This window comes from Peribacillus frigoritolerans (genome assembly GCF_040250305.1).
Taxonomy (GTDB): Bacteria; Bacillota; Bacilli; order Bacillales; family DSM-1321; genus Peribacillus.
The window spans coordinates 2,281,500-2,295,543 of the sequence record NZ_CP158190.1; the positions used below are offsets into that span (position 1 = coordinate 2,281,500).

The window sequence follows — 14,044 nt, forward strand, 5'->3', positions numbered from 1 at the left end:
TTTGCGAGAAAAACAAACATCTAATAAGAAAGGTTAGTAATTTGTGATACAGATACCCATTTTTAAATTTGGGTGCCAGCATGAGCAAAATATTCTGGTTTTAACAGGGAAAAGGTTTAATTATTAGGAGGGATGATGACATATGGTTGAAAACCGCCATCTACAGGCAGGTCTTAGTGATGAGCAGGTGCTTGAGATGTATAGAATTATGTTGTTGGCAAGACGAATTGATGAACGGATGTGGCTGTTGAACAGATCTGGAAAAATTCCATTTGTCGTTTCTTGTCAAGGGCAAGAAGCAGCACAAGTGGGTGCAGCATTTGCATTGAACCGTGAAAAGGATTATGTACTTCCTTATTATCGGGATCTCGGAGTGGTGCTCGCGTTTGGGATGACCGCCAGGGATTTAATGTTATCCAGTTTTGCCAAAGCAGAAGATCCTAATTCAGGCGGGCGTCAAATGCCTGGGCATTTTGGGCAAAAAAAGAATCGCATCGTGACGGGATCTTCGCCAGTTACCACTCAAGTGCCACATGCAGTGGGGATTGCACTCGCTGCGAAAATGGAAGGAAATGATATTGTTTCATTCGTTACATTCGGAGAGGGTTCATCAAACCAAGGTGATTTCCATGAAGGAGCGAATTTTGCAGGTGTACATAAACTTCCGGTCATCTTGATGTGCGAAAATAATCAGTATGCCATTTCCGTCCCGATTGAAAAGCAATTGGCTTGCAAGAAAGTGTCCGACAGGGCCATTGGTTATGGCATGCCAGGGGTGACGGTTGATGGAAATGATCCGATCGAAGTATACCGGGTGGTAAAAGAAGCTGCTGAGAGAGGAAGGCGCGGTGAAGGCCCAAGCTTAATCGAAACGGTTTCTTACAGGCTTACACCACACTCAAGCGATGATGATGATAGTCAATACAGGTCGCCTGATGAAGTATCGGAGGCAAAAAAAATAGATTCGATCATTACTTTTGGCGCCTATTTAAAAGCGGCAGGAATAATGGATGAGCTCATGGAGAAACAAATGAACGAGGAAATAATGGAAGTTGTGAACGAAGCGACGGATTATGCGGAAAGTGCTCCATTTGCAAATGAAGACACGCTCACAAAATACGTTTACGCAGAAAGGTAAGGAGGAAAAAAGATGGCAGTGATATCTTACATAGATGCCGTGATAATGGCGATGCGGGAAGAAATGGAACGTGATTCCCGAGTATTTGTCTTAGGTGAGGACGTAGGGGTAAAAGGCGGCGTTTTTAAAGCGACTTCAGGGTTATACGAACAATTCGGGGAGCAGCGTGTTATTGATACACCGCTTGCTGAATCCGCAATCGCAGGAGTTGGCATCGGCGCGGCCATGTATGGAATGAGGCCGATTGCGGAAATGCAATTCGCTGATTTTATCATGCCTGCAATCAACCAAATCATTTCGGAAGCTGCAAAAATCCGTTATCGCTCCAATAATGACTGGCACTGCCCTATCGTCATCAGAGCTCCATACGGTGGGGGCGTACATGGGGCGTTATACCATTCACAATCCGTTGAAGCCATTTTTGCCAATCAACCGGGACTTAAAATTGTCATGCCCTCTACACCCTATGACGTGAAAGGGTTATTGAAAGCAGCCATTCGCGATGATGACCCGGTCCTCTTCTTTGAACATAAACGAGCCTATCGCCTAATTAAAGAAGAAGTGCCGAATGATGATTATGTTTTACCCATTGGTAAAGCGGATGTAAAACGTGAAGGCGAGGACGTTACAGTGATTACTTACGGACTTTGTGTTCATTTTGCGCTTCAGGCAGCTGAAAAGCTGGCCAGTGATGGCATATCTGTTCATATACTTGATTTACGAACCGTTTATCCATTAGATCAAGAAGCCATTATGGAAGCTGCATCTAAAACCGGAAAAGTCCTATTGATTACTGAAGATAATAAGGAAGGGAGCATCATAAGTGAAGTATCGGCGATCATTGCAGAAAACTGCCTCTTCGATCTCGATGCCCCAATCATGAGACTCGCGGGTCCGGATGTTCCAGCAATGCCATATTCACCATCATTAGAGAAATCATTCATGGTGAATCCAGAAAAAGTGGAAAAGGCACTGCGTGACCTGGCTGCCTATTAGATGATCGGCATGGAGGAACAAACCTTGGGCATCCGTTTAAATTGTTGTTTATATTGGGAATGATCTTAAAAATGAACGTAAGTCTAGCAACTATAAAAAAGGTTGCCAGGCTTTTTTTTTGCGCTGAATAAATCATCTATAGTGAAAAAAAAATCCGTTGGATTACGTTAGGGAGAGCATTTAAAACTCAGTGATTTTTGGGGAATTTTCACTTCGTAAATATATATTGAATAAAATGCGTGGTATTATATGGTAAAGCATTCTAGGTAAAGGAGAACTAATGATGAATACTGGACAATTATCCAATAATAAACTATTAGATATGGTGTTTGAAAGTACATATTATGGAATTGTAATTGTCGATAGTCACGCAAAAATTCAATATATTAGCAATAAATATTGTGAATTTTTAAATGTTGAACGCAGTACAGTGATTGGTGAACATGTGACGAATATAATTGAAAATACAAGGCTACACCTAGTAGTGCAAATAGGTAAATCGGAAATCGCTGATATACATTTTCTTCGTGGTGATTTTGTTATCGCTAATCGCATTCCTATAATCGAGAATAAGGAAATAATTGGTGCGATTGGGACAATAATGTTTCGTGATCTTGATGACTGGAACAAAATGAATAGCCACATTAAGGAGATACTGACAAAACATAATTTTTACAAAAATGAAAGAGAAGTTACAAATGGAGTAAAGTATTCCTTACACAATTTAATTGGAAATTCACAAGAAATACAACAGTTAAAAGAACATGTGAAAAGGGTTGCTAGAGGTGATATCTCTGTACTAATTAGAGGAGAAAGCGGTACAGGCAAGGAAATAATAGCACATAGCATTCATCAGTTAAGTGGGAGAAGTGACAAACCACTTGTGAAAATAAATTGTACTTCAATTCCGGAACACTTGTTAGAATCTGAACTTTTCGGTTATGAAGAAGGTGCCTTTACAGGGGCAAACAAGGGAGGGAAAATAGGAAAGTTCCAATTTGCTGATGGTGGGACTGTTTTCCTTGACGAAATTGGTGATATGCCTCAGCATATGCAAGTCAAGTTATTAAGGGTTCTTCAGGAAAAGGAATTTGAGCCTGTAGGTTCGCTTTATCCAAAAAAACTAAATGTTCGAGTGATTGCTGCAACAAATCGCCCTTTAGAAAAATTGGTGGAAGAAAAGCTATTTCGTGAAGACCTATTTTATAGAATTAATGCTGTCCAATTATTTGTTCCTCCTTTAAGAGATAGAATTGAAGATATCCCTGTACTTGTTGATTATTTTTTAAAAAAAGTCACAGCTCGAATAGGAAAACGAGTAACTTCTGTACATCCTGAGGTGCTTTCAGTAATAGAGCAATATAACTGGCCAGGGAATATCAGAGAACTAGAGAATGTGATTGATGCAGGTGTTCACCTATCAAATGACGAAGTAATCGGAAAAGATGCTTTACCTGATTATCTAAAACGTCATAACGTTAAAATGAAAGAAGAAAGTTTAAAGGATATTGTGGAGGAAACAGAAAAGAAGGCAATCGAAAGAGCGTTAGGAAGGTTTAAGTTTGATAAAAAACGGGTTGCGGAAACTCTTGGAATAGGGAATTCTACCCTTTACGATAAAATAAAAAAATATCGGATTTCTGACCAATAAATATTAATCCGGGATTTCAGAATTCATTCCGAAATCCCGGATTAATATTTTAATTTCCATATTAGTGTAGATAAAGTTCACATTAAAGGAGAAAAAGACTATAGAACAGCTCTAATTTGTATTTAAATTATGAAAATTAATGAATAAAGAATCAACTGATCTAAATTCAGTTGATTTTTTTTAATTCTTTTCTGAAAAATCAGAAAATAATTAATTGAATATTCCACGATAATTAGAAAAAGTAAGTCAGTATAGGGGGTTTACGTGTTGGAATGAATCTTGCATTCAAATTTGAAGAAAGGAGGAAAGGAATCGATAAAGACGAGTGGTCATTTTAATGGCATTTAAGAGGCCCTTGTGTAGTAAGAATTACTTTGAACAAATTTGCGCTTCGAGATCTGTAATTTGAATCTGCTTACACATTGAAAAGGAGGAATTTCATTGGATGTCGGTTTTATAACAAGAAAAATGGCAAATGATTTAAATAATATAAATCCTAGAAAAATAGCAATAAAAGAAGAAGTAGGAAAGTCAATGACTTACATGGATCTCCACCATATATCAAATGCGTATGCAAACAAGCTTTACGAATTAGGAGTTCGTAAAGGGGATCGTGTCGGTATTTTACTTTACAACTGTCTCGAATATTTTAGTCTATATTTTGCCATTGCGAAAATCGGCGCAATTGCCGTTCGACTTAATTTTAGGCTATCAAGTGCTGAGCTTGAGTATGCATTAAATGATTCACAGACAAAAATATTGTGCTTCCATTCGAACTTAGCCAATCAGCTGGAATCAGTTTGTAATCATGTTCCTGTTGAGCGTTATTTTTGTCTTCCTCATAGAAATGGCTCAATCCCAGGTTGGTCTGAGTCATGGAGTGTTTTAGAAAGTGGTTCGGTAGATGAGGTCAAAGTCGATAACATCAAATTAAACGATCCGGTCATGCTGATGTACACATCAGGCACAACGGGAAGACCTAAAGGTGCGATTTGGACTCATGATACAACTTTCTGGTTTTCTACGATACAAGCGCTGAAATGGAAATTTACAGGGAGAGAAGTTGCGATGACGACAGGACCACTATACCATGTTGGAGCGATGGAAGATATCGCACTTCCTATTCTCATGATGGGTGGAAGCGTAATAATTACAAAAAGCCAAGAATTCGAGATTGGAAGAATTCTTTCCGTTATTGAACAGGAAAATGTGACCGATGCTTTTTTATTCCCTTTTATGATTTATGAAATGCTAAATTTGCCTGAAATTAAAGATTATCAGCTAACTTCTTTAAAAACCATTTATACAGGTGGTGATCCGCTAATGCCATGGGCATTAGAACAATTAAAAAAGAGGTTTCCTCAAATTGGAGTTGTTCAAGTTTACGGGTTAACTGAAGGACAACCAATTGCGGCTTCGCTTGAACCACAGGATGCTTTTACAAAAGGCCATACCGTTGGAAAGCCGATGCCACTTACAGAAATTAATATTATTGATGAGGATGGAACGCCCTTGCCTGTTGGTGAAATTGGTGAAATCGCTATTAAAAGTCCAGCGGTTTCTGAGGGGTATTGGAGGAAACCTGATGCCACAATGGAAACATTTGTGAATGGTTGGTGTAAAACAGGAGACATGGGAAAATTCGATCATGATGGGTATCTATCAATTGCAGGCAGAAAAAAAGATATGATTCGAAGCGGTGGTGAAAACATATACTCAGCGGAAATTGAAGATGTCTTATATCGCCATGAGGAAGTGAAGGAAGTTTCTATAATTGGTATTCCTGATCCGAAATACATTGAGGCTGTATGTGCTGTTATTGTCAAAAAAGAAGGGGCCAAACTTACGGAAGAAGATGTTGTTAATTACTGTAAGGAACATCTTGCTAGCTACAAAAAACCTAGAAAGGTTACATTTGTTGATGAAATTCCACGTACCCCATCCGGTAAGGTTCAAAAGTTTATTCTTCGAAAACAGTTTAGTGGTAAGTAATAAATAAGGAATTTCCCAAAGGTTAAAAAGTTACAAGTTTATAAATACATTATTTCAATTTTTTAAAATGCACATAACCACTATGGATTCTATAAAGATATCTGGGTTTACCTACTGATGCACGTTTTCAACAATGCAAGAATATTTGGAACCCACAAGTACACTTAAGGTTGAGGAGGAAAGCCGATGAATAATAAAAATCAAGTTGTTTCATGGTCAAAACAGGGTAATATTGCAATGATTATTATTGATAATCCACCTGTTAATGTATTAAGCGCAGATGTTATAGAACAATTGAATCTTGTGGTGGATGAAATTGAAAGCGATTACAAGGTTAAGGTCATTATCCTTACAGGTGAGGGCGAAAGAGCTTTTGTTGCTGGAGGAGATATTAAAGAATTTCCAGGATGGATAGGAAAAGGAGTCGAAGAAGGAAAGGGGAAATCACTTTGGCTTCAGGAACCACTTAATAAAATTGAACGTCTATCACGTCCAACCATTGCTGCAATCAACGGATTAGCATTAGGTGGAGGATGTGAACTTGCCTTAAGTTGTGACATTCGAATTGCGGAGGAACAAATTAGGATTGGACTTCCTGAAATTAAATTGGGATTGTTTCCAGGGGCAGGGGGAACTCAAAGACTTCCTAGACTGATAGGTAAGGCAAAAGCAAAAGAATTGATCTTTACTGGTGAGCCACTGAATGCAGAAGAGGCCAAACAAATAGGCCTTGTTAATCATGTCGTGCCAAAGGGCGAATCCATAAATAAAGCAATCGAAATCGCAAAATGTATTTGCAATTATTCTTTACAATCATTAACTTTTGCAAAGCATTCTATTGATTATGGTTATGAACAAACACTTGAAGATGGACTCATGGTTGAAGCTGAAAATTTTGGTCATGTTTTTCAGACGAAGGATGTTAAGGAAGGCGTTGAAGCCTTTATTAATAAAAGAGAGCCGAACTTCGTTGATCAGTAATCCTGCATGACAAAACCAGAGTCAAGTCCAATTTTTGAAAAAAGAAGATTTTGCAGTTACTAATTTTTGTTAATAAACTAAATAGATAAAGTTATTTTAAAAAACAATAAATCTATTCGGGAAATTAATTAATGTTCTTTACTTTATGTTCACTAGAAAAGTGGACTATGATGCGCAAGAAGTCTTGGGGCAATGCATTCAAACCAGCAACAAATGATAACACATTATATTTTGAGAAAAAGGGGGAATTCAATATGGATGTAATGATAATTATTATTTCACTAGGATTACTTATGTTTCTAGCATATAGAGGATTTTCTGTTATTCTTTTTGCACCATTGTGCGCTTTGTTTGCTGTATTTTTAACGGATCCTGGACATGTTTTACCTTTCTTCTCTAATATATTTATGGTTAAGTTGGTTGAGTTTGTTAAATTATATTTCCCGGTTTTTCTACTAGGTGCTATTTTTGGGAAATTGGTTGAAATAAGCGGTGTTGCAAAGAGCATAGCTAAAATTATTGTCCGTTTTATCGGGGCTAAACAAGCCATTCTAGCCATTGTGATAATGGGCGCAATCCTGACATATAGCGGAGTTAGTTTGTTTGTTGCAGTGTTTGCCATCTATCCATTTGCTGCTCAGCTGTTTCGCGAAGCTAATATTCCAAAGCGTTTAATTCCTGCGACAATTGCAGTTAGTGCTTTTACCTTTTCAATGGATTCACTTCCAGGGTCTCCCCAAATTCAGAATGTCATTCCAACGGGATTCTTTAAAACTGACATCTATGCTGCACCGACATTGGGGATTATTGGGGCGATATTTATCATTTCCTTGAGCCTTTTATATTTAAATCATTGTCGACATAAGGCAGCTAGAAATGGTGAAGGGTATTTTGGAATTGGGGATAAAGCTATTGATAAGGAAGCTGCTGAAGCAGAAATGGCAGCTAGTTCTGCTTTATCGGTGGAAACGACTAATAAGTTGGGAATGGATTCTGAAAAAGCTATAAGTAGAAAAGACTGGCTTGCTTTTATTCCGTTGGTGTTAGTTGGAGTAATGAATAAGTTTTTTACTGAGTCGTTTCCTCTTTGGTATGCCAAAGGATTTGATTTTGCTGCAATTGGGTTAAAAGATTATGGAAATGTTGATATGTCTAAAGTTATTGGTGTTTGGTCTGTAGAGATGGCTCTTATTCTCGGAATAATAGCAACCGTCTTATTAAACTTAAAAGCTGTCAAATTAAAATTCAATTCGAGTATTAATATAGGGATTAGTGGGGCATTGCTTGCAACCATGAATACGGCAACCGAATATGGTTTTGGGGGTGTGATTGCAGCTTTACCCGGCTTTACTGTGATACAAGACTATCTTACTGGTATGTTTTCGAATCCTTTAATTAATGGGGCGATCATGACAAATGTTTTGTGCGGCATTACTGGTTCTGGATCTGGTGGGATGAGCATTACGTTGAGCCTAATGGCGGATACGTATATACAAACAGCTGCTCATTTTGACATTCCGTTGGAAGTTTTACATCGTGTCATTGCTATGTCAGCAGGTGGATTTGATACTTTGCCACATAATGGAGCAATAATAACTCTTCTGGCTGTTACGGGACTCACTCATCGCCAGGCATATAAAGACATTTTTGTTATTACCATTATAAAGACACTTGCTGTATTCTTTGTAATTGGTATATTCAGCTTGTTTGCCATCGTTTAAATATTTGCCGGTGAGCATTGGAAAATAAGTTTCGATTTCTAGCTTTAAACGCTATTTACATCAAATAGTACGTCTTCAAAACATTTTTTATAGTTGTTGATTTTAAAAACTATCACTAAATTATATATTCTATAGTATTTAGTATCTGAATTTTCCGCCTGCTAATTTAACCCCAAGTAGAAGGAGATTGGAATAATGTTTAATAAATATTTCCATCAATATGAAATCGGAGAAACATGGGTGTCGAAAGGACGTACTATAACCGAAGCAGATCTAGTAATGTTTTCTGCATTTAGCGGTGACTGGTTTCCTCTCCATACTGATAAGGAGTATGCAGCAAATACACAATTTAAGCAAAGGATAGCCCACGGAATGCTTATACTATCGGCTGCAACCGGCTTATTTCAATTTGAACCAGGAATCGTCGTTGCATTTTATGGTTTGGAGAAAGTACGATTTACAAGCCCTACTTTTATTGGGGACACGATACATGTAGAATTAAAAGTGATTGATCTTTTTGAAAAGGGCTATCAAGGTGTTGTAACAGTCATCCAAGAAATAAAAAAACAAAATGGAGAAACTGTAGCCATCGCCAATATGAAAATAATGGTCAATTCTGATGCCGATGTAAAAATATAATAATCACTTGATTTATTAGGCGACAAACGTAAATATTTGAGCAGATAAAACGTACTTATTACTAATATCAATATCAAATTAGCTTATGGGTATAAGAGAAAATTCTAAGTAAAAGGTATTATCCCAAACTATAGCACAGAAATTTAAACGGGCGGTAGGCTGAAGAAACGAAATAACAAGCTGCGTTTTTTACTTCATTTTTAGATGAAGGCAAGCCTGCACACTGGCTTGCCTTCTTTTATGAACTCAAGCCTCTTTAGTTTTTTAAGACATCTTTATCTTTTATAGGGTGTTGTTTCGATTTTGGTTGAAAAAAATTTCAAGTTCATCTTATATAGCAAGATTTTATATGAAATCCCTAACAATGTTTGTCATAATAGGAAAGTAGGAAGGGGGAACATCATGCTTCGATTATACGGGGCTTTAATCGGCCTTAGTTTGATATGGGGTTTATCGTTTGTTTTTATGAAGTGGCTGCTACCGCCTGCGGGCATTTGGGGGATTGTATTTCTCCGCTGTTTGGCGGGTGCTGTTGTTCTGCTTCCCATTTTATGGTGGAAGCGCAGGGAAATCAATTGGAAATTGCCGTGGAAAGCACTGGTCGTTGTCGGAATCTTCAATTGCGGATTAGCATGGGGATTAATACCTTTAAGTGAAACAGAGATTAACAGCAGCACGGCATCGATTCTAAATGCAACCACTCCGATCTGGACGGGGATCATCGGATTTATCATTTTTTCATACGTTCTAACCGCCCGACAATGGATGGGCATTCTAATTGGTTTCTTCGGAATTCTAGTATTGATGGATTTTCAAATCGGTCAGCTTTTCGGAAAGGAATTCATCGGGATTGGGACAATGCTGCTAGCATCCATCTGTTATGGTTTTGCCGGTCATTTTACGAAAAGATTTCTTTCCAGTACCAGCATATTGGTCATTACGACGTTTACGCTGCTCACGGGTGCCGTTATCGGTTTGATCGGGATGCTAATAACAGAGCCGATTAAGCCAGTGATGTTGATGCAACCGCTGACGATTTTCGCCATAATCGGTCTTGGGTGCTTTGGCTCTGGGGTCGGCCAGCTGATCTATTTCTACATCAATAAAAATGGCAGCCCTGAGTTAGCCGCATCTGTTACATATCTTATTCCTGCAACCGCTATGGTTTGGGGCTATGTCTTGCTTGGAGAAGAAATTAGTCCAAATGTAATTATTGGCCTGCTGATTATTTTCGCAGGAGTTTATCTATCTTCTAAGAAGTCAAAAGAAAATGATGGCACAAACTCTTCATCCGGAAAACAAAAGGAATTGCATCACGTAAAATAAGAAACCAAACGAAATAGCCCTCACGTAAAGATTTTGTTTTATCCTGGGGGCTTTCGTATTGAAACACCTTAATAGTTTTACTTAATTCTGATTTATTTTTGCCAAAGAAGTGATTGATTGTCTTTGCCGCTATTTATAGCTATAGACATTAACCCATATACAGAATGGTATTTACTTTAGGAAAATTGACATTGTGTTTTTTTGCCTGAAATTATTTTGATTTTGAGATATATTAATTTGAGATAATGTTGTTGACAGTGGATGGCATTCGTGATAAATTATCTTTAAGTTAAGATATATTAATTCGAGATAAAAAGAAAAGCATGTAAAACCTTATCAAACCCCTTTAATGAATAGCCACTCTTATTGAAGGAAAAATATAGGGGATTAATGAAAAAGCTGAACATCCAAAAAATGAATCGTTATAATGGGAGGAATAATTTATGAATGGATTAAAAGGTATACACCACGTAACGGCCATAACAAGTAGTGCAGAAAAGAATTATGAATTTTTCACAAATATATTAGGCATGCGTTTAGTCAAGAAAACAGTTAACCAAGATGATATCCAAACCTATCACCTGTTTTTTGCCGACGATGTTGGCGGTGCGGGTACTGACATGACATTCTTCGATTTTCCTGGTATTCCTAAAGGAGAGCATGGGACTAATGAGATTTCCAAAACATCCTTCCGTGTACCGACTGATGCGGCATTGGAGTATTGGGTTAAACGCTTTGACCGTTTAGAGGTAAAAAATACAGGAATCCAAGAACAGTTTGGCAAAAAGATCATTTCTTTTGTGGATTTTGATGATCAGCAATATCAATTGATTTCAGATGAAAATAATGAAGGGGTTGCAGCTGGAATCCCTTGGCAAAAAGGGCCTATTCCTCTGGAATACGCTATTACAGGATTAGGACCAATTTTCATTCGGATCGCCAATTTCGATTACTTTAAAGAAATGATGGAAAAAGTCCTATTATTCAAAGAAATAGACAAGGAAGGATCATTTCACCTATTTGAGGTAGGGGAAGGTGGGAATGGTGCTCAAGTTATCGTCGAGCATAATTCGATCCTCCCTCAGGCACGGCAGGGTTTTGGGACTGTTCACCATACAGCCTTCCGTGTTGAAGACCGTTCCGTTCTGGAAGAATGGATCAAACGAATGGAAAGCTTCCAATTTCATACGTCCGGTTATGTTGATCGTCACTTCTTTGAGTCGCTTTACGTAAGAGTGGCGCCGCAAATTTTATTCGAGTTTGCCACGGATGGTCCTGGATTTATGGGGGATGAGCCGTATGAAACGCTTGGGGAAAAATTATCTTTACCACCGTTCTTAGAATCAAAGAGGGAGCAAATCGAAAAGTTGGTCCGTCCCATTGATACAGTAAGAAGCACCAAAGAATTCATTAAAGAATAATTGACAATCTTTAGCGAATGATATGTTGGTTTATGCCCATACTAAAACAGGTAGAAAATAAAAAATGGAATAATCATTTGAAATAGAAAAAATGCTCTGGAGGAATGACTTATGACAAAAGATTTTTACACGGCCATTAAAGAGAGACGTTCATATTATGGGATCAATAAAGAGGTCGGAGTATCCGATGAGAAAATTAAAGAAATAGTTGAATTTGCGGTAAAACACACGCCATCGGCTTTTAATTCCCAATCTTCCCGCCTTGTTGTTTTAACAGGATCGGCCCATGATAAATTATGGGATATTACGACGCAGGCTTTAAGGAAAGCGGTTGGTGAGGGAGATTTCTCTGGCACTCAACAAAAAATGGATTCCTTCAAAGCTGGATATGGGTCAATATTATTCTTTGAAGATGAATCTGTTGTGAAATCACTTCAAGAACAATTTGCAACGTATGCCGATAATTTCCCTATCTGGTCACAACAAACATCAGGCATGCATCAATTAGTTGTTTGGACAGCACTTGAAGCAGAAGGATTGGGAGCAACTTTACAGCATTATAATCCTCTAATTGATGATGAAGTGAAAAAAGAATGGGATGTTCCAAGTAATTGGAAATTAATTGCACAAATGCCATTTGGAAATCCAACAGCTCAACCGGGTGATAAAGAATTCAAACCACTTGAGGATCGTATAAAATTTTATAAATAAAGTGGACTGATAAGAGCAACCTTGTAAAGAGCCAATTCTAATTGGCTCTTTTTTGTTTATTGCCCTGTGTGGAAAGTGACTATACCTTATGTAAAAGCTTTATAAGTAATAGTTCTGCTTGTTATTCAATTCTTTAAAAATGAGAGCTATTCCTTGGTCAAGTTTTTGTATATTTGTATTGGACACGTTTAATTTTAATATTTTGTCCTGGTGAAAGCCATCTATATAATTTTGACCCATCGTCTCTACCAGTACTTGTTGATTCTGTAAGTTATTGATGAGGTGAGTACTATTTAAACGACGAGGCAGTACGATATGTGCGTTCATACATATGGATGCTGGGCGAAAAAAGCCTAGGGTAGAGTGCTTTTCTAGAGCATCATATAGCAAGTTTGCACGCTCTAAATAGGAGAGACGCACCTTGTTTCTATGGCGTTCAAACATACCGCTTTTTATGTAGATTTCCAAGGCTGCTTGTGAAATCATGGAACTATCAATATCAGCTGTTCTTTTATATAGTTGGAAGCTGTCCGCTAATGGTTTAGGCAATACGGCAACACCTATGCGTAATCCTGGAAACATTATTTTAGAGAAGCTTTTTAAATAAATGACCATGTTATGGGTATCCCCGGAAAAAATAGGGTCTGCCTTCATATTTTCTTCGAAATCTGCTAAATAATCATCTTCTACAATATAGACACCATACTTTACTGCAAGTTTTAGTATCTCCTCTCTTTCCATTTTAGAGTAAGAAGTCCCTAACGGATTATGAAAACGAGGCATCGTATAAAAGAATTTAATTTTCTGATCACTAAATATCCGTTCTAATTCCCCTAAATCAATACCTTCTGCTGTTCGTTGGATTCCTAGCACGGAAATCTTGTACGCTTTCAATTGCTCCACAAATAGATGATAACTAGGCTGCTCAACAAGAATATCGGTACGTTCATTTGGAAAGGGGATGAACGTTAATAAGGAAAGTGCTTGCTGCACGCCAGAAGTGATGAAAATCTGTTCTTCTTTTGCGAAAACCTGATACTGCTCTAATTGTTTTTGTATCACTTTAATTAAAGAGGGCAGTCCTTTTGGAGTGCCATAGATAAACAATTCTTGCTGATAGGTATCGATGGCTTTGTTGATGCAATGTTGAAAGTCATTATACGGAAATTGATGCCAAGCGGGAGCGGAGGTAACAAAGTCGATGTCCGCTGTTGGTTCGCTTTTACCATCAAATTCTTTTTGGACGACATAATATCCACTTTTAGGAACCGCGTAGATTAAATGCCTCTTTTCCAATTCTTGCAGTGCTTTCAAGACTGTACTTTTACTACATTGATGTTGATCGCTTAATTGACGAATAGATGGGAGTTTAAAGCCCGCTTTGAGCCGTCCATTCTGGATGAGAGATTCAAATTCATTAAACAAGGCTATGTATTTTAGCATGAATACCTCCTAAAACTGTACCGTT

11 protein-coding genes are annotated in these 14,044 nt (G+C 37.8%); 10 read left to right on the plus strand and 1 reads right to left on the minus strand.

Features of this window, described 5'->3' with window-relative positions; translation table 11 throughout:
• Positions 1-142: 142 nt before the first annotated feature.
• The 10 genes from ABOA58_RS11220 to ABOA58_RS11265 all read left to right on the plus strand — a co-directional run bounded on the left by ABOA58_RS11220 (position 143) and on the right by ABOA58_RS11265 (position 12,576).
• Positions 143-1,138 carry a thiamine pyrophosphate-dependent dehydrogenase E1 component subunit alpha gene (locus ABOA58_RS11220; RefSeq protein ID WP_350302349.1) on the plus strand — a complete coding sequence of 332 codons (996 nt, stop codon included), beginning with the start codon at positions 143-145 and terminating at the stop codon, positions 1,136-1,138.
• Between the two features lie 12 nt (positions 1,139-1,150).
• On the plus strand, positions 1,151-2,134 hold the full coding sequence (locus ABOA58_RS11225; RefSeq protein ID WP_350302350.1) for an alpha-ketoacid dehydrogenase subunit beta: 984 nt from the start codon (positions 1,151-1,153) through the stop codon (positions 2,132-2,134).
• Between the two features lie 280 nt (positions 2,135-2,414).
• Positions 2,415-3,785, plus strand: coding sequence for a sigma-54 interaction domain-containing protein (locus ABOA58_RS11230; RefSeq protein WP_434547777.1), 1,371 nt, complete (start codon positions 2,415-2,417; stop codon positions 3,783-3,785).
• 441 nt (positions 3,786-4,226) lie between these two features.
• Positions 4,227-5,777, plus strand: coding sequence for an acyl-CoA synthetase (locus ABOA58_RS11235; protein ID WP_350302352.1), 1,551 nt, complete (start codon positions 4,227-4,229; stop codon positions 5,775-5,777).
• Between the two features lie 186 nt (positions 5,778-5,963).
• The gene (locus tag ABOA58_RS11240) at positions 5,964-6,758 is read left to right on the plus strand and encodes an enoyl-CoA hydratase/isomerase family protein (RefSeq protein ID WP_350302353.1); all 795 of its coding nucleotides are present in this window, start codon (positions 5,964-5,966) and stop codon (positions 6,756-6,758) included.
• 254 nt (positions 6,759-7,012) lie between these two features.
• Positions 7,013-8,479: a GntP family permease gene (locus tag ABOA58_RS11245; RefSeq protein ID WP_350302354.1), complete on the plus strand. Its 1,467-nt coding sequence runs from the start codon at positions 7,013-7,015 to the stop codon at positions 8,477-8,479.
• A gap of 195 nt (positions 8,480-8,674) precedes the next feature.
• Positions 8,675-9,118 carry a MaoC/PaaZ C-terminal domain-containing protein gene (locus ABOA58_RS11250; RefSeq protein WP_413017147.1) on the plus strand — a complete coding sequence of 148 codons (444 nt, stop codon included), beginning with the start codon at positions 8,675-8,677 and terminating at the stop codon, positions 9,116-9,118.
• Between the two features lie 402 nt (positions 9,119-9,520).
• Positions 9,521-10,444, plus strand: coding sequence for a DMT family transporter (locus ABOA58_RS11255; RefSeq protein ID WP_350302355.1), 924 nt, complete (start codon positions 9,521-9,523; stop codon positions 10,442-10,444).
• A 443-nt stretch (positions 10,445-10,887) separates the two neighbouring features.
• Positions 10,888-11,865, plus strand: a complete 978-nt coding sequence (locus tag ABOA58_RS11260; protein ID WP_252269646.1) for a ring-cleaving dioxygenase — start codon at positions 10,888-10,890, stop codon at positions 11,863-11,865.
• Between the two features lie 111 nt (positions 11,866-11,976).
• Positions 11,977-12,576 carry a nitroreductase family protein gene (locus ABOA58_RS11265; RefSeq protein WP_350302356.1) on the plus strand — a complete coding sequence of 200 codons (600 nt, stop codon included), beginning with the start codon at positions 11,977-11,979 and terminating at the stop codon, positions 12,574-12,576.
• Between the two features lie 99 nt (positions 12,577-12,675).
• On the opposite strand, the gene ABOA58_RS11270 is transcribed toward ABOA58_RS11265, so the two are convergent.
• Positions 12,676-14,019: a PLP-dependent aminotransferase family protein gene (locus ABOA58_RS11270; protein WP_350302357.1), complete on the minus strand. Its 1,344-nt coding sequence runs from the start codon at positions 14,017-14,019 to the stop codon at positions 12,676-12,678.
• Between the last annotated feature and the right edge of the window lie 25 nt (positions 14,020-14,044).